Origin of the sequence: Corynebacterium sp. ACRPF, from assembly GCF_022347395.1 — a bacterium.
GTDB lineage: Bacteria > Actinomycetota > Actinomycetes > Mycobacteriales > Mycobacteriaceae > Corynebacterium > Corynebacterium tuberculostearicum_D.
Genome location: NZ_JAKRNB010000021.1, coordinates 17083 through 33759 on the forward strand (window position 1 = coordinate 17083; position 16677 = coordinate 33759).

A 16677-nucleotide genomic window follows, 5' to 3' on the forward strand; every position below is an offset into this window, starting at 1 on the left:
CGTTGTACGCTATTGTGCATGGCTATAGAACGCGAAGATTCCGCCCGCGGAATCACCACGGTTGTAGTTCCAGCGGCAGGTATGGGCACCCGATTTTTGCCCGCCACCAAGACGGTTCCAAAGGAACTGCTGCCCGTTGTTGATACTCCCGGCATCGAACTCATCGCAGAGGAGGCGGCCTCTGTCGGCGCGCGCCGCCTTGCGGTGATTACCGCGCCCGATAAACAAGAAGTCATGCGCCATTTCGAGGCTTTCCCCGAGCTGGTAGAGACCCTTGAATCCCGCGGCAAGGACGAGCAGGTGGCCAAGGTCAAGCGCGCCAACCAGATCATTCACCCCGTCGCGGTAGAGCAGGAAAAGCCGCTGGGCTTGGGCCACGCGGTGGGCCTTGCCGAAGAGGTGCTTGGGGAAGACGAGGATTCCTTCGCCGTCATGCTTCCCGATGACATTGTGCTGCCCGCCACCGTCATGGCGGATATGGCGCGTGTGCGCGCGGCATTGGGCGGCAGCGTGCTGTGCGCCTTCGAAGTCCCACGCGAGCAGACCTACAACTACGGCGTCTTTGACGTGGAAGATACCGACACCCCTGGTGTGAAGAAGGTCGTGGGCATGGTGGAAAAGCCGGCAGTAGAGGATGCGCCTTCTAACCTCGTGGCCACCGGCCGCTACCTTTTGGACCGCAAGATCTTTGATGCCCTGCGCCGCATTAAGCCGGGCAAGGGCGGCGAACTGCAGCTTACTGACGCCATCGAGCTCCTCATTGAGGAAGGCGAGCCCGTCCACGTGGTAGTCCACCAAGGAAAGCGCCATGATTTGGGCAATCCTGGCGGCTATATCCCCGCCAACGTGGACTTTGGCCTGCGCGATGAAAAGTATGGTCCCACGCTGTATAAAGCGATTAAGAAAATCATGGCCGAGTATGAGGACGAGCACGGCCTAGCCTAGGGGGATTTTCCCAGGGGCCAAGGACGTGGAAGCGAAGAAAGGGCGGGCATAGACCTTATGCGTTCAGTTGATGACCAGTTGGCGCTGGTAACGGATGCGGCGACGACGCCGGAGCCGGTGCGCATCGGTATTTCCAACGCGCTGGGTTTGATGTGCGCCGAGCAGGTACAGGCCAATCAGCCCCTGCCGGGCTTTCCGCAGGCGGCCATCGATGGCTACGCGGTGCGCGCCGTGGATATTGGCGGCGAGCGGGGCCTGCGGGTGCGCCGCCACAAGGACCAGGAAGAACAGTCCGCAGAGGGCGAAGAGGATGCGGATTCCCCGCAGCCGGAGGTAGAGCGTTCCCTGCCCGTGGTGGGTGAGGTTCCGGCCGGCTCCAAGCAGCCGCTGCGCCTACAACCTAAGCAAGCGGTGCGCGTATATACGGGTGCGCCTTTGCCCACGCTTGCCGACGCCGTCCTTCCCCTCGAGTGGACCGATCGCGGCCGCAAGCGCGTTACCGCCCACCGCCCGGTGCGCTCTGGTGACTTTGTGCGCCGGGTGGGCGACGATATCCAGCCTGGCGATGTCGCCGTATCTTCCGGCACCGTCTTGGGTCCAGCTCAGATTGGCCTTCTAGCCGCGGTGGGCCGCTCTAAGGTGCTGGTGTATCCGCGCCCGCGGATTACCATCATCTCCTTTGGCCGCGAGTTGGTGGACTTGGATCAAGAACCGGCGCTGGGCCAGGTTTTTGACGTGAACTCTTATTCCTTGGCTGCCGCGGCCCGTGAAGCCGGGGCGGAGGTGCACCGCGTAGGCATTGCCGAGGGCGAGCCGCGCCGCATCCGCGAAGCGTTGGAAAAACACATTGCCCGCAGCGAGGTGCTGGTTATCTCTGGCGCAGTGGGCGGCGCTGGCGCCGAGGCCATTCGCGAGATCCTCGACGACCTTGGTGATATTGATACCTCGCGCGTGGCCATGCACCCCGGCTCCGTCCAAGGTTTTGGGCTGATGGGCGAGGAGCGCATTCCTACTTTCTTGCTGCCGTCCAATCCGGTGTCTGCGCTTGTGGTCTTTGAGGTATATATCCGCCCGCTCATCCGCTTGGCGCTGGGCAAGCGCAATGCGCACCGCCGCGTGGTGCGTGCGCGCGCGTTGAACCACATCGATTCCCGCCCCGGCCGGCGCGGCTTCATCCGTGCTCGCCTGATGCGCGATGCCGAAACCGCGGATTACTTGGTGGAAGGCCTCGGCGGTGCCGCGGGTGCCCCAGCCCACCTCTTGGCCGGCCTCTCCGAAGCCAACGCCATGATTCGCGTGCCGGAAGAGGTCACGGAAATCCGCCCAGGCGATGTGGTTGATGTGTTGTTTTTGACCCAGCGCAGCTAATGCTCGATCCTTTCGGCAACGCGGCGGATAGGTTCCGCCATCCTGCTACCGGCCCCACCGATGACATGCACCCGGGGTGGCCGGAATCTACTCCTATTGTCCAGCTTCCCTCCTCTTCTGTCTTTCCCTCGGGGGCGCGGATGCGCTTGCGCCCCCTGCTGCGTTCCGACGGCCATGAGTGGCGGCGTCAGCGCATCGACGATGAAAGCTTCCTCCGCCCGGTTGAGCCGACCCAAGCCGCACCGTGGGCGGCAGCGCATAGCCAGCAGGCCTGGTGGAATCACCTGATGTACCTGCGCACGGCCGCCCGCGAGGCGCTGGTAGTCCCGCTTGTCATTGAGGTGGAGGGGAAATTCGCAGGGCAGGTAACCCTGGGAAACATTCAGCATGGCAGCATTCGCGATTGCTGGATTGGCTACTGGGTCTATTCTGCGGTTCACGGCGTCGGGGTGGCTACGGCCGCCACTGCTTTGGGCGTGGACCATGCCTTTGGGCGAGTGGGTTTACACCGCGTGACCGCCACCTATCTGGAGCACAATCCGGCCTCGGGTCGCGTCTTGGCCGCCAACGGATTCCGACATGAGGGGTATTTGCGGCGCAATCTGCATATCGACGGCGCGTGGCAGGACCACCACTTCGTGGCGTTGGTGAAAGAAGACTTTGCCTCTACGGCGGTGGAGCGCCTCCGCCAAGCTGGACGGTTGGCGTGAAATAGCGTCCCAATCGCTGGGAATCCGACCTCAATTTTCACATAAGTCACAACATTGTAATTTGTGCGAATTTGGGGTGCTACGGTGCGGTTTCACCGTTTAAGGTGGAGTAATCATCTGTATTCAAGGGGAAGGTCCTTTTCGTGTCGACAGCTGTGCCGATTATCGCGATCATCGTGGTGTGGCTCTTCGTGCTCGCACCGTGGCTATTGGGTAGGAATAATCGCCCAATGAGCCATACCGGTGAGGCCTTTGAAGATACCCGTGTCCTCTTTGAAGGAGATTCCGGCAAGGTCGCCGGCCGGCGTCGTCCGCGCCTGCGCGCCGACGACGTCCACCGCCGTGACGATGAGGACGAGGCGGACTACGAGGTCGTCGAGGCTGCAGACGCTGCCGACAGTGAATCCGATGCCGATGCCGAGGCCACCAAGTCTTCGTCGCGCTCCGTAACTATTGCTGGTGCCGCACGTCGTGCCAAGGCCCAACCTTTCGGTAGCGGTAGCCGTGCTTTTACTGCCGCGTCTGCCTCCACCGCCGGTGAAGAATCCAAGGGACAGGCCGAAACCATCGACGGTGAATTGGTGGAAGAAGCGGTTGCAGAAGAAGACGAGTCTGCAGTCGAGCCCCAGGCAGCTGCGGTTCCTGCTTCCCAGCAGGCTGATGTGGACAAGGAAGCCAGCACCGCCAGCACCGCGGAGGCGGACGATGTCGATGACGTGCTGCTGGAGGACGAGGACGACGCCGCGGACGAGTCCGCTGAGGACAAAGCCTCCGATGTTGCCGCCGCTGAGGCTGAGGTCTTTAGCGCCCCAGCTGTCTCTAGCTTGGCGAGCGATGCTTATGCCTACGACGAAACCTATACCTCGCCGGTAGACCTCATGTATCCGGGGGCCGTAGACAAGGCCGAGGTCAGTGAGCATGACTCCGTAGATCCTGCCGGCGCGGACGAGGCAGACGAGGCCGAAGGCTCCGAGAACCAAGCAGCGGCCACGGAAGCAGACGAAACCGGCATGGATACCGACCTGTCCGAGGACGAGGTCGAATTCGCCCAGCGTCGTTTGGGCCGCGGTGGTTGGGACCCGGTAGCGGAAAAGGAAAAGTCTGCAACGCGCTACCAGCGCCGTCAGCGCACCCTGCTGGGGCTGGCCGTGGCCGTGGTGCTCACGGTAGCCCTCGGAATCGTGGTCGGTGGCTGGACTTGGTGGTTGGCTGCCGTCGCCGGCGTGCTCACCGTGGCCTACTTGATCGCCCTTCGCTCTCAGGTCCGCCAGGAACAGGCACTGATGCGCCGCCGCGTGCGCCACCTGCGCCGCGCCCGTTTGGGCGTGCGCAACGCCGAGGATGAAGAGCTAAAGATTCCGCGCAACCTGCGCCGCCCAGGTGCCGTGGTTGTGGAAATCGACGACGAGAGCCCGGACTTCGTGCACCTTCCGCTGAGCTATAGCGATGGTGAGGACGGCGACTTTGACGGCCCGCACGCCGGGCCCGTTGGCTACGGCCGCCGCGATGACCTAGCGGCCCGCCGCGCTGGATAAGCGCGTAAGGCGGACTAGCTAGCAGCGCCGTGAAGCTCGTCAGCGCTCGCTGTCTGCGAGTTCGCGAGCGCGTTGTATTCCTGCGCTAGGCCATAATTCGGCACGCCGCTCTCCAACCACACCCCGGAGGTACCGCGGCGATGGGAGCCGATAAGGTGCGTGTCAATCATGCCGATGGCCTCCATGAGGGCGAAACAGGTAACCGGTCCAACGAAGCGAAAGCCCTTCTTCTTGAGTTCGCGGGACATGAGCTTGGACTCGTAGCTCTTTTTCGGAATATCTTCCATCACGGTGGGGTAGAGGTTCTCCGGAGGCTGGTAGGCCCAAATGAACTCCGCCAGCCCGCCTTCCTCGCGCAAAGCGATGGTCGCCTTTGCGTTATTAATTGCGGCGCGGATTTTGGTTTCGTTGCGGATAATAGAGGCGTCGCCAAGCAAACGCTCCACATCTGCCTCGCCGAATTGGGCGACCTTGTCCGGATCGAAGTTGCAAAAGGCCGCACGGAAGGCTTCGCGCTTCTTGAGCACCACTGCCCAGGACAGGCCGGACTGGAAAGACTCGAGACTCAAACGCTCGTAAAGTCCAGCTTCATCGAAAATGGGCAGGCCCCATTCGGTGTCGTAATACTCCTTTAAGATCGGCGAGGACATCGCCCAAGGCGGGCGGCCCAGGCCATCATCGTCATAGACCAAGGTGGTGCGCTCTTCGGACTGCGTGGTTGGTTCGCTCATGGTGTGTTCTCCTTTTATCTTTTGTGCGTGGTTCCCATTGAAACAGCCCGCGCCGCTGTGTTCTTTTCCTTCCCCCGCCAAAGGGCGAATTTCCCAGGAGTATGGGTGTAGTCCATTGCCTTCGCATCGGGTGAGGGGTTCAGGGTAATCTGTTCAGCATGAATAGACCTGCCGTACGCGATGCTGCACTGCTTATCTTTCGAGCGGTCCTCGGAATAATCTTTATCGCACACGGCGTGGACAAGATGTTTATGACCGGCATGGATGAAACCGTGGGGCAATTTTCCGCCCTGGGGGTGCCGCAGCCACAGCTTTCCGGCTATATCGCCGCCATAGGAGAGATGGCCGGCGGTGCATTCCTCGTCGTTGGTCTGCTCACCACCTTTGTCGCCGGGGCACTCGCATTGCTCATGGGGTGTGCCCTGTATTTCGTGCATTTGGGGCACGGGTTATTTGCTGCCGATGGGGGAATCGAATACCCACTGGTATTGCTGTTGTCCCTGCTGATGATCGTAATTTTTGGCTCCGGCAGAGCCAGCATGGACGGGGTGCTCAGCAATGTTGACGCATAGTCAGGTCCAAGCGGCTATCTCCGCGCACATGGATGGAGAGCACTCCGATCTGTCCCAGGACGTCATTGATACTCATCTGGAAAGCTGCGCCGAATGCCGCGCTTTTCGCGACAAGGCGGCCGCGCTATCGCGTTCACTGAGCTTTGTGGAGCCTGCGGATTCCGGAATGGCGCCGCCTACGGATCTTTCTGATGTCATCTTGGCCGGCGTGGAGCCGGAATGGCGGCGTACCGCGAGCGCGCGCCAAGCCAACCTCACGGTCGCGCGTGCCGCCATGGTTCTTATGGGTGCAATCTTTGCAATCTGGGCAGTGGTGCTCATCGTGCACGCCTCCGGGCTCGTACCGTTGGGCGAGGAAGGAAAGATTTTGGATCCCACTGCGGATCCGGAGCGAGCCAACCTGCTGATGGAGGGCGCGGCAGTGCGCTTTGGCATGGCCTGTGGCCTATTCTTCAGCGCCTGGCGCCCCGCGGCAGTCACCGGACTACTTCCGGTATCGGCCACGATGTTTGCCTTCCTCTTCGGCTTTGGCATGCGCGATATAGCGCTGGGTACCGTAACCATTGAGCAGGTGTATTTCCTTATCGCCACCGCACTGGCAACTCTTAGCCTGGCGTGGGCCTGGGCGGCGGAAAAGGGCTACCTGGTGCGCGCGTGGTGGAAGTCCCTCAACGCGCAGCCACAATAAGCTTCGTTCAGTCGCGGTTAGGTCCAGCTCGGCAGCCACATCATGGAGTGGTACCAGGAATCTGGAATCTTGTAGCCGTACAAAATGGGGGAGAAGTAGAAGAACATCGCCACTACCAGGGCTAAGTAGAACACGGCGGCGATGGTGCCCCAACGTACGGGGCCGCCGGCCAAGCTCTTCAGCCATCCCCACCGCACAGGCCTGCCATGCCCGATGAGCTGGCCTAAAGCTAACGCAATAAGCACGATGACAAAAGGAATGAAGGCCGTGGCGTAGAAGAAGTACATCTGGCGGTCAAAGGCCGCGAGCCAGGGCAAGAAGCCTGCCGCAAAGCCCACCAAGGGGATAAGGAAGGCGCGGTTGCGGCGAATAACGAGCGACCACAGTCCCCACAGCACGGCCGGGATGACTAGCCACCAGATGGCCGGGGTGCCAAAGAGGTAGAGCATCTTGCGGCATTCGCTACTGCCATCGCCGCACTGCAGGTCGGTGGAGGAGTAGTACAGGATCGGGCGGGCGGCAACGAGCCAGGCCCAGGGCTTGGAATCCCACGGGTGATGATGGCCGCCGGAAGAGGTCAGGCTGGCATGGAATTCCAAGACAGAGGAGTGGTAGTAGAACCAGCCGGCTAAGGAATCGGGCAGGTTCAGCAGCCACGATCCATCCTCGATGGTGCCATCCACCTTGGCATGGCGGTACACGGCGGTTTCGGAGGCAAACCAAGCCCGCCAGGTCCAGGCGTAGAGCAGTACCGGCACGAGCACAAGGGAGGCCAGGGCAGCAGGGGTATCGCGCACCAGGGTGCCGAGGATATAGCGGCGTACCCCATAGCGCTTGCGCAAGGCAAGGTCGCTAAAGACGGACATCAGGCCAAAGAACATGATGAAGTACAGGCCGGACCACTTGACGCCCAGGGAAAGTCCCAGGCAGACACCTGCAAGGAGGCGCCACCAGCGGAATCCAAAGCGCGGTCCGAAGGCGGAAGAGCCCATCCGGTCCTTCACAAACGCGTTGTGGAGGCGCTCGCGCATCTGATTATGATCGCGGGCGAGCGCCCAGGCGGCGGCTACCACGAAGAAGACTTGGAAGATATCCAGCATGCCGAACTTGGAGGAGACCAAGAGCACGCCATCAAATACGGCGATGAGGCCAGCTAGGGTTGCTACCTGCCAGGATGAAGAGACCCGGCGGGCCAGGGACATCGTCAAGAGCACGGTGGCTGCTCCGAAAAGCGCCGTCATAAAACGCCAGCCCAGAGGGGAATAACCAAAGACCCATTCGGCAAGTGCCACGATCTGCTTGCCCAGCGGTGGGTGTACCACCAGCCCATAGCCGGGGTTGGTTTCAATACCGCCGATAAAAAGGTTATCCCAGCTTCGCACCATGTCCCAGGCTTGGGGAACGTAGTGCTTTTCATCAAAGACGGGCGTGCCCTTGGAAACGGGCGCGGTAAGGCCGACAAAGCGGGTAATGAGTGCAAGGACGCCGACGACGCTAGTGCTTATCCAGTCAGCCTTGCCCCACTGATAGGCGCGGGGTGCTGGCGGAGCCACGGTGTCGTGCGTGGTGCGCGATGGGGCAGCGGTAGCAATAGTCACTTGGTTGAGTCTAGGCGACAACGTAGCGCAACCGCGCATTAGAGAGTATGGAATGCTAGAGGCATGTCTGTTTTAGGTCTGGATCCACTACCGCGCGGGGTAATCCTCGCCGCCACTCCGCTGGGAAACGTAGGAGATGCCTCCGCGCGTTTAATGCATGCCTTGCAGTATGCGGACGTCATCGCGGCCGAAGATACGCGGCGCGTGCGCAATCTGGCCCAGGCCTTGGGGATCGAGATTTCTGGACGGGTGGTGTCCAATTTTGATCACAATGAAAAGGACCGGGCCCAGCAGCTTATCGATGCCGCCGCGTCGGGCACCGTCCTCGTCGTTACCGATTCCGGCATGCCGATTATTTCTGATCCGGGCCTGTCCTTGGTGGCCGCGGCGGCCGAGCGCGATATTCCCGTGACCTGTTTTCCCGGCCCCTCCGCAGTGCCGACGGCCCTGGCGCTTTCGGGCCTGGGCGTGGGGCACTTCCTTTTCGACGCCTTTCCTCCTCGCAAGCCCGGTCCCCGCAAGGCGTGGCTGGAGTCACTGCGCAACGAAAAGCGAGCCATCGTCTTCTTCGAATCTCCTCACCGCGTGGCCGAAACCCTGGCCGAGGCAGCGGACATTCTCGGCGCCGACCGCCCGGCCGCGGTGTGCCGGGAGCTGACCAAGACCTATGAGGAAATCCGCCGCGGCAATTTGGGTGAGCTTGCCGAGTGGGCAGTAGACGGTGCTCGGGGAGAGATCACCGTGGTGATCGAGGGCGGTACAGCCGCTGCCGCTACCGCCGCAGACTTGGTGCCCAAGGCGCTCGAGCTAGCGGAGGCGGGGATGCGGCTGAAGGACGCGTGCAAGCAGGTAGCCAAAGGTACTGAGGTTTCCAACCGCGAGCTTTACGACGCCGCCTTGGATGCACGCAAGGCCTAGCCTCACCGATGGTTTCGATTACGTCATACCCCGCATCGTTCCTAGACGGTTTCACTAACGGGGTCTTTGTAATTGAATTGTTATAGTGTTCGGGCGTGTGGGCGGCTTAAAGCGGTATTTACATGGGGAAATGAAGCGTAAAAACCTTTCAAATTATCGTGGAAAATCCCTGGGAAACGGCGTTGAGCAGCGAGGTTTCTCTGTGCTTCGTTTGATAATTGAGTAGTTCCGCACCACTGTATAGCTCATGACAAACTCGGAAAATATGGGCACAGGCGTGCCAGAAGAAGGAAAGGAACCGGTCGGCGCACAGGCGCAGCCGGCTTCTGCTTCTTCGAGCGGGCAGCCTATTGAGAATTATCAGACTGTAGACGAACAGCTGGACGCACAATCTGCCACCGGCCAGCTTCAGGATATGATTCACTCCGATGGTTTCCACCCGGAGCGCTATGACGATCCTGAGGTGGAAATCGCGGCCGATCGTGACAATATGCCAATCGATTGGTCCATCGTCGGCATTGCCGGCGTGCTGATTGCCGCGATCGTTGTGTGGGGCCTGGCCGCCCCGGATAACTTTGCCAACTTCTCCTCTTCGGCCCTGACCTGGGTCGTGGACAACTTCGGTTGGGCCTATATCCTCTTCGGCACCGTCTTCGTGGTGTTCGTTGTCTTTATTGCCGCCTCCAAGTTCGGCTCCATCAAGTTGGGCCACATTAATGAGGAGCCGGAATTTTCCACGCCATCGTGGATTGCCATGATGTTCGCCGCCGGTATGGGCATTGGCCTGATGTTCTACGGCGCTTCCGAGCCGCTGGCTAACTACCGTGACGGCACCCCAGGCCAGGGCACTGGCAACGTGGGTTCGTCCATGGCCTATGCCATGTTCCACTGGACGCTGCATCCCTGGGCGGTCTACGCCATCGTTGGCTTGGCCATCGCGTACTCCACCTTCCGCATTGGCCGCAAGCAGCTATTAAGCCAGGCCTTCGTGCCGCTTATCGGCGAGCGTAACGCCAACGGTGCGGTGGGCAAGTTCATCGATGTCCTGTCCATCTTCGCCACCGTCTTCGGTACCGCCTGCTCCCTGGGCCTGGGCGCCCTGCAGATTCAGGCCGGCTTGAAGGCATCCGGAATCATCGATAACCCCACCAATTCCGTGGTTATTGGCATCGTTCTGGTCCTTACCCTCGCATTCCTCCTGTCTGCGATGTCCGGCGTGGGCAAGGGCATTCAGTACATTTCCAATGCGAATATGGTCCTCGCCGCAGTGCTGGCCATCTTCGTGTTCATCTTGGGTCCGACCGTTACCATCCTGAACCAGATTCCTGGCTCCATCGGTAACTACCTCAACTACTTCACCGAGATGATCGGCCGCACGGCCGAGTCCGAAAACGGCGCCGCCGGTGAGTGGCTGTCTGGCTACACCATCTTCTACTGGGCATGGTGGGTTTCTTGGTCCCCATTCGTGGGCATGTTCTTGGCACGCATCTCCCGTGGCCGTTCCGTCCGCGAGTTCTGCCTGGGTGTCCTGCTTATTCCAGCCGGCGTATCCACCCTGTGGTTCGCTATCTTCGGCGGCACCGCTATCCACATGGAGCAAAACGGCGAATCCATTACCGGCGAGTCTGCTGAGGAAGAGCTGTTCAACCTCCTGCAGTCCATGCCGGGCGGCTTCGTTGCCGGTATTGTTGCAGCGGTCCTTCTGGCTACCTTCTTCGTCACCTCTGCGGACTCCGCATCCACGGTGATGGGTTCCCTGTCCCAAAATGGTGCTTCTACCGCTAAGCCGTGGCTCTCCGCGGCGTGGGGCGCACTGACTGCCTTGGTGGGCCTGACCCTGCTTCTGACTAATGAAGACGCACTGTCTAACCTGCAGAACGTCACGATCGTTGCTGCACTGCCGTTCCTATTCATTGTCGTTGGCCTGATGTTCGCCATCTACAAGGCTCTGAGCGAGGATGTTATTTACCTCGAGTACCGCGAGGCACAGCAGTTCCAGCGCAAGATGGCCCGCGAGCGCCGCTTGCACCGTGAGTACCAGCGCACGCAGGTACTCAAGAAGCGCCGCAACGAGCGCCTCAAGCACCCGATGAAGCGCAAGTAATTTCTCGCCCTTTGCGGTTGCTTTCATAGCGCCCCTCGTTTCCTCAGCAGTGGGGAAGCGGTGGGCGCTTTGTTCTGAAAATGCGGTTCACCTGCGGAGTAAATGTCTGCCCTAATCGTGTGGGCACGAGCCGGCTTCGATACAGTAGAACCCATGACTGAGTCTGTAGTAGTAAATGTTGCCTGGCCCTACGCCAACGGCCCGCGCCACATCGGCCATGTGGCCGGCTTCGGTGTTCCTTCTGACGTCTTTGCACGTTTCCAGCGAATGCGTGGCCGCAACGTACTCATGGTCTCCGGTACGGACGAGCACGGCACTCCGCTATTGGTTCAAGCGGACAAGGAAGGTGTGTCCGTTCGCGAGCTCGCAGACCGCTACAACCGCCAGATCGTCACTGACCTAGCCAACCTCGGCCTGTCCTACGATCTCTTTACGCGTACCACCACGCGTAACCACTACTCCGTGGTACAGGAACTCTTCAAGGGTCTGTATGCCAATGGCTACATGCTCAAAGAGACCACCCAGGGCGCAATTTCGCCGTCTACCGGACGCACCCTCCCGGACCGCTATATTGAGGGCACCTGCCCCATCTGCGGCGCGGATGGGGCCCGCGGTGACCAGTGCGATGAGTGTGGCAACCAGCTCGACCCGGTGGACCTGATCAACCCCGTATCCAAGATCAACGGCGAGACCCCAAAATTCATTGAAACCGAGCACTTCCTACTGGATCTGCCCTCCATCAAGGATGAGCTGCACAAGTGGCTGTCCACCCGTGAGGACTGGCGCCCGAACGTCCTGAAGTTCTCCCTAAACCTGTTGGAGGATATGCGCCCGCGCACCATGACGCGCGATATTGACTGGGGCATTCCGATCCCCGTTGAGGGCTGGCAGGACAATAACGCCAAGAAGCTCTACGTGTGGTTCGATGCGGTCATCGGTTACCTGTCTTCCTCTATCGAGTGGGCATACCGCACTGGTCAGCCTGAAGCCTGGAAGGACTTCTGGCAGAACCCGGAGACCCGCCACTATTACTTCCAAGGCAAGGACAACATCACCTTCCACTCCCAGATCTGGCCCGCCGAGCTTTTGGGCTATGCCGGCAAGGGCAACAAGGGCGGTGAGCTTCACCAGTACGGCGAGCTGAATTTGCCAACGGAAATTGTCTCCTCTGAGTACTTGACCATGTCCGGCTCCAAGTTCTCTTCGTCCAAGGGCGTTGTCATCTATGTCAAGGATTTCTTGGCGGAGTTTGGCCCAGATGCCCTGCGCTACTTCATCGCCGTGGCCGGTCCGGAAAACAACGACACGGACTTTACCTGGGATGAATTTGTCCGCCGTATCAATAATGAGCTGGCCAATGGCTGGGGCAACCTGGTCAACCGCACCGTTTCTATGGCGTTTAAGAACTTCGGTGAGGTTCCAGCACCGGCAGCGCTGGAAGAAAAGGATAAGGAAATCCTGCAGCTGGCGGAAGAGACCTTCGAGACCGCCGGTTCTTTGCTGGAACAGTCCAAGTTCAAGCAGGCGATTACCGCCATCATGCACGTCGTCGGCGAAGCCAACGCTTATATTGCAGACCAAGAGCCATGGAAGTTGGCCAAGGATGAGACCCAGCGCGAGCGTCTAGCTACCGTGCTGTGGACTGCTCTTCAGGTGGTCTCTGACTGCAATGTCATGCTCACGCCGTACCTGCCGTTTACCGCACAGAAGGTCCATGAAACCTTGGGCCGCGAGGGCGTGTGGGCGGCCCAGCCAGAGGTCCATGACGTCAAGGACGATATCCCGGTAGAGCTCGTCGGTGCTGGCTTGCCGCCAGAGGGCCACGAGTATCCGGTCATCATGGGTGACTACACCCAGCAGCAGGCAAAGTGGGAGCGCATCCAGGTAGAGCCGGGCACCGCCTTGGCCAAGCCGAAGCCGCTCATCTCTAAGCTCGACCCGGAGCTGGGCGAGACTGGCCCGGAGTGGGCGCCTGTTACTAAGTAATAGCACCTAAAACGGCCGCGTTATTGCTCTTTTCCAACAAAGAAGAGGGCGTAACGCGGCCGTTTCTATATTCCGGTGTGGAAGGAAGGAGTTCGAAATACCCGAATCCTTGCCCGGAAGGGTGGTTTAGCGCTCGAAATCGCGCTGGAGGTGTACCAAGCCGAGGCGGACGCCATCCTTGGTATGGATATTCGGCATGCGGCCGGTCTCGGTAAAGCCGAACTTCTTGTGTAGGGCGATGGAACCCTCGTTGGTATCGACGATATAGGTAATAATCGTCTGTACGTAGGTGTCGTCGGCGGCGACGTCCATGAGGGCGTCGAGAAGCTCGGAGCCCACGCCCTTGCCCTGAGCGGAGGGGGCAATGTAGACGGAGTCTTCCACGGTGCCGTAATAGATGGCGGGGGTTACGAACTGGAAGTAGGCCGCCCAGCCAATGACCTCATCATCGTCCACGGCTACAAAGACCGGGGAGCCGGCCTTAAACATTTCCTTGAGCCACTCTTCGCGGTCAGAGACATCTTCTTGCCACGTGACCAGGTTAGCGGCGGGTTTCGCTGCGGAGCCGGCGTTGTAGATGGCGGTGAGCGCGGGGGCGTCGGCAAGCTCGGCAGGACGGATATGCATAGAAATTCCTTTACACCAGAAGTTGTAGGTGGGTGAGGCTCAACCAGTGATCGAACTTGTAGCAAACCTCTTTAAGAGTACCCACGTTTTCAAACCCGAACTTTTCATGCAACTTTAGCGATGCAACATTGGTGGAAACGATAAGGGCGAGCAAGGAATGGACCTTATCATCGGCGCGGGCCGCATCTACCAAGGCGCCAAGCAACGCAGTGCCCACGCCCTGGCCCTGAGCGGCGGGGGAGAGATAGATGGTGGTCTCATAGCAGCCGGTCCACACCTGCGGATCGCGGTAAGGATGGTAGAGAGCCCACCCCAGGTAGGCACCAGAATCGGACTCCGCGATGAGGCACGGGCAGCCCTCTTCCCAGATGTGGCACAGGTAGTCCTCGCGCTCTGCGATGCTGGCCGGGGTAGTGCGGAAGATAACGTCGGTGTGCTCGATGGCCCAGTTGAGGGTCTCGGTCATGGCGGGCACATCCGCAAAGCCAGCGGGTCTGATCAACATGGCAGCCAATATTACAATTGCCTACATGGCTAAAAAGAAGCGACGTCCCACTCCCGTTCCGGCACCAGGCCTAAGCGGCCTCATCGATGCGCACACGCACCTGTTTTCCCACAAGGACACCGATGAGGTGCTGGTCAATCGCGCGCGCACCGCCGGTATTAGCCGTATGGTGACGGTGGGCGATGACCGCCGTGAATCGGCCGCGGCGCTGGCTACTGCACATTCCTTTCCGGATGTCTATGCCGCCTGCGCCATTCACCCGGTGTGCGCCAATGAGTTGGATGCGCCAACCAAGGTGGCGCTGGAGGAGATGGTGGTGGATCCGCGCTGCGTAGCGGTGGGAGAGACTGGCCTCGATGCCTACTGGGTGCAGCACGAGCCGGAGACCACCGCGACTATGGCCCAGCAGGAGGAATCCCTGCGCTGGCATATTGACCTTGCGGTACGCCATGGCAAGACTTTGATGATCCACAACCGCGAGGCGGATGCGGACTTAATGCGCATTCTTGCCGACGCCCCCTCACCCGACACCGTCATGCTGCACTGCTTTTCCTCGCCGCTGAAGGTGGCCGAGGAAGCCTTGGAGCGCGGCTACGTATTGTCCTTTGCTGGCAACGTCACCTTCAAGCGCAACGCCGAGCTGCGGCAGGCGGCGGCGAAGGCACCGGCTGGTCAGCTTCTGGTGGAAACCGATGCGCCATATATGACGCCAGAGCCCTACCGGGGCCAGCGCAATGAACCGGCTCTTATCGGGCACACATATGAATGCATCGCTCGCGTGCGCCACCAGACGGTGCAGGCGCTAGCAGCGGAGGTAAACGACACTTTTGATCGCGTCTACGGCCTGCGCTAACGCCTAGGTGACGGTTTTCACAAAAATAAAACCCGCTGGTCAGGGGTTGCGGGGGTGTTTGGTGTGGCGGTTGTGCGCCCAGTGAGGCGTGTGGTGGATTAGTCCTCGACTTTGTGGTGCTGTTATCGTATCGTTATTAATCGTTCGTTTAGGTTTTAGGGTCCTGCAGCGCCACCCTCGGTGCGGCAGCAGCGGATCTCAGTAGAGCAAACGCCTGCGTGGACAACTCTGCTGGCCTAAACTCTTGTAATTGTTGAAACCTGCACAACCGGAGATTTATTCAGCATGTCACCTCATCAGATCAAGCGCCTCAATAACTCCCGCTCGCTGCCACTGCGCCTGGCAACGGGTGGCGTATTGGGCACCCTGGCCGTCGGCGGCGTGGTAGCCGTTGCGGCACAAAAGGACGTCACCGTGGACATCAACGGTGACAAGGTGGAGTTGGCTACCTTTGCCAAGGATGTCGACGGCGCGCTGGAGGCAGCCGGCGTGCAGGTGAGCGAGGAGGACATCGTCTCACCAGCCCCGTCCGAATCCGTGGGCGACGGCGATGAGATTTCCGTGCGCACCGCCAAGCCAGTAGCCGTGACCATCGATGGTGTGCAGCAGCAGCTGTCCACCACCGACCTGACCGTATCTGACCTGCTGGGTAACCTCGACGGCGTAGTCAAGGGTGCTTCTGTGAAGTCCGGTGATGCTGACGTGGACGAGGACGCCCAGCTGGAAGAGGGCATGGACCTTGAGGTTGTGTCCCCGAAGATCGTCAAGATTAATGATGGCGGCAAGGTAACCTACACCAAGATTGCCGCTAAGACCGTTGAGGACGTCCTCAAGGCTCGCAATATCGACGTTGATGACGATGACCGCGTCTTCCCGTCCAAGGACACCAAGGTTACCGAGGGCATGTCCATCAAGGTGGACCAGGTGTCCACCACTACCTATGACTCGGAAGAAGAGTTTGACGCTGAGCCCAACTTTGTCGATGACCCGGAGCTGGAAGAGGGTACCGAAGAGGTCCGCGAGGAAGGCGTTAAGGGCAAGCGCGTTATTACCCACAAGCTGGTAATGAAGGACGGCGCTAAGGAATCCAATGACGTCATCAAGGAAAAGGTGACCGTCGAGCCTAAGGCTGCCACCATTGCCCGCGGCACCAAGAAGGCCGAGGAAGAAAAGCCGGAGGAGGGCGGCAACTCCGGTGCTGCTGCCCCAGCGGTAGCCGATGGCTCCGTCTGGGATTCCATCGCGCAGTGCGAGGCCACCGGTAACTGGGCTATTAATACCGGCAACGGCTTCTCCGGTGGTCTGCAGTTCACCCCATCCACCTGGGCCGCGTTCGGTGGCACCGAGTACGCACCGGAGGCATGGCAGGCTTCCCGCGAGCAGCAGATTGCCGTGGCAGAAAAGGTGCAGGCAGCGCAGGGTTGGGGCGCATGGCCGGCATGTACTTCCAAGCTGGGCCTGCGCTAAACCGCAGCGCTTCTTGGCCGCACACCCACTGTGGTGTGCGGCCTTTTTGTCTCTTCTACTAAGTTAGAAG

At 60.2% G+C, this 16677-nt stretch carries 15 protein-coding genes; 11 read left to right on the forward strand and 4 right to left on the reverse strand.

Annotated elements, in window-relative coordinates; translation table 11 throughout:
• Positions 1 to 18 precede the first annotated feature (18 nt).
• From MHX61_RS09570 to glpR, 4 genes are all read left to right on the forward strand, one after another.
• A complete protein-coding gene (locus MHX61_RS09570) occupies positions 19 to 945 on the forward strand; it encodes a UTP--glucose-1-phosphate uridylyltransferase (RefSeq protein WP_239194393.1) in 927 nt (308 codons plus the stop codon).
• Between the two features lie 57 nt (positions 946 to 1002).
• Positions 1003 to 2313: a gephyrin-like molybdotransferase Glp gene (gene glp / locus MHX61_RS09575; protein ID WP_239194395.1), complete on the forward strand. Its 1311-nt coding sequence runs from the start codon at positions 1003 to 1005 to the stop codon at positions 2311 to 2313.
• Entirely contained in the window at positions 2313 to 3023 is a 711-nt protein-coding gene (locus MHX61_RS09580) for a GNAT family N-acetyltransferase (protein WP_239194397.1), read from the forward strand. Before glp ends, MHX61_RS09580 begins: the two co-directional genes overlap by 1 nt.
• A 143-nt stretch (positions 3024 to 3166) precedes the next feature.
• Positions 3167 to 4558 carry a gephyrin-like molybdotransferase receptor GlpR gene (gene glpR / locus MHX61_RS09585; protein WP_239194399.1) on the forward strand — a complete coding sequence of 464 codons (1392 nt, stop codon included), beginning with the start codon at positions 3167 to 3169 and terminating at the stop codon, positions 4556 to 4558.
• Positions 4559 to 4572: 14 nt separating this feature from the next.
• On the opposite strand, the gene MHX61_RS09590 is transcribed toward glpR, so the two are convergent.
• Positions 4573 to 5289: a DNA-3-methyladenine glycosylase I gene (locus MHX61_RS09590; RefSeq protein WP_239194401.1), complete on the reverse strand. Its 717-nt coding sequence runs from the start codon at positions 5287 to 5289 to the stop codon at positions 4573 to 4575.
• A 158-nt stretch (positions 5290 to 5447) separates the two neighbouring features.
• Here MHX61_RS09590 and MHX61_RS09595 point away from each other — a divergent pair, with 158 nt between their 5' ends.
• Positions 5448 to 5861: a DoxX family protein gene (locus MHX61_RS09595; RefSeq protein ID WP_239194403.1), complete on the forward strand. Its 414-nt coding sequence runs from the start codon at positions 5448 to 5450 to the stop codon at positions 5859 to 5861.
• Positions 5848 to 6549 carry a zf-HC2 domain-containing protein gene (locus MHX61_RS09600; protein ID WP_204609773.1) on the forward strand — a complete coding sequence of 234 codons (702 nt, stop codon included), beginning with the start codon at positions 5848 to 5850 and terminating at the stop codon, positions 6547 to 6549. The genes MHX61_RS09595 and MHX61_RS09600 overlap by 14 nt, the downstream gene beginning before the upstream one ends.
• Before the next feature lie 17 nt (positions 6550 to 6566).
• Here the strand turns inward: MHX61_RS09600 and MHX61_RS09605 are convergent, their stop codons facing one another.
• A complete protein-coding gene (locus tag MHX61_RS09605; protein ID WP_239194405.1) occupies positions 6567 to 8186 on the reverse strand; it encodes a dolichyl-phosphate-mannose--protein mannosyltransferase in 1620 nt (539 codons plus the stop codon).
• A gap of 24 nt (positions 8187 to 8210) precedes the next feature.
• Here MHX61_RS09605 and rsmI point away from each other — a divergent pair, with 24 nt between their 5' ends.
• From rsmI to metG, 3 genes are all read left to right on the forward strand, one after another.
• A complete protein-coding gene (gene rsmI, locus MHX61_RS09610; RefSeq protein WP_239194407.1) occupies positions 8211 to 9065 on the forward strand; it encodes a 16S rRNA (cytidine(1402)-2'-O)-methyltransferase in 855 nt (284 codons plus the stop codon).
• 247 nt (positions 9066 to 9312) lie between these two features.
• Positions 9313 to 11169 (forward strand): BCCT family transporter, encoded by a 1857-nt coding sequence (locus MHX61_RS09615; RefSeq protein WP_304504378.1) that lies wholly within the window; start codon positions 9313 to 9315, stop codon positions 11167 to 11169.
• A 153-nt stretch (positions 11170 to 11322) separates the two neighbouring features.
• Positions 11323 to 13155: a methionine--tRNA ligase gene (gene metG / locus MHX61_RS09620; protein ID WP_239194409.1), complete on the forward strand. Its 1833-nt coding sequence runs from the start codon at positions 11323 to 11325 to the stop codon at positions 13153 to 13155.
• A gap of 126 nt (positions 13156 to 13281) precedes the next feature.
• Here metG and MHX61_RS09625 read toward each other — a convergent pair whose 3' ends face one another.
• Both MHX61_RS09625 and MHX61_RS09630 read right to left on the reverse strand, forming a co-directional pair.
• Positions 13282 to 13782 (reverse strand): GNAT family N-acetyltransferase, encoded by a 501-nt coding sequence (locus MHX61_RS09625; RefSeq protein ID WP_239194411.1) that lies wholly within the window; start codon positions 13780 to 13782, stop codon positions 13282 to 13284.
• 10 nt (positions 13783 to 13792) lie between these two features.
• On the reverse strand, positions 13793 to 14287 hold the full coding sequence (locus MHX61_RS09630) for a GNAT family N-acetyltransferase (protein ID WP_239194413.1): 495 nt from the start codon (positions 14285 to 14287) through the stop codon (positions 13793 to 13795).
• Between MHX61_RS09630 and MHX61_RS09635 the strand changes: the two genes are divergently transcribed.
• Together MHX61_RS09635 and MHX61_RS09640 are read left to right on the forward strand one after the other, a co-directional pair.
• On the forward strand, positions 14286 to 15140 hold the full coding sequence (locus MHX61_RS09635; RefSeq protein ID WP_239194415.1) for a TatD family hydrolase: 855 nt from the start codon (positions 14286 to 14288) through the stop codon (positions 15138 to 15140). The two genes, MHX61_RS09630 and MHX61_RS09635, sit on opposite strands and share 2 nt — an antisense overlap.
• A gap of 285 nt (positions 15141 to 15425) precedes the next feature.
• Positions 15426 to 16607 (forward strand): resuscitation-promoting factor, encoded by a 1182-nt coding sequence (locus tag MHX61_RS09640; RefSeq protein WP_200435991.1) that lies wholly within the window; start codon positions 15426 to 15428, stop codon positions 16605 to 16607.
• Positions 16608 to 16677: the final 70 nt, after the last annotated feature.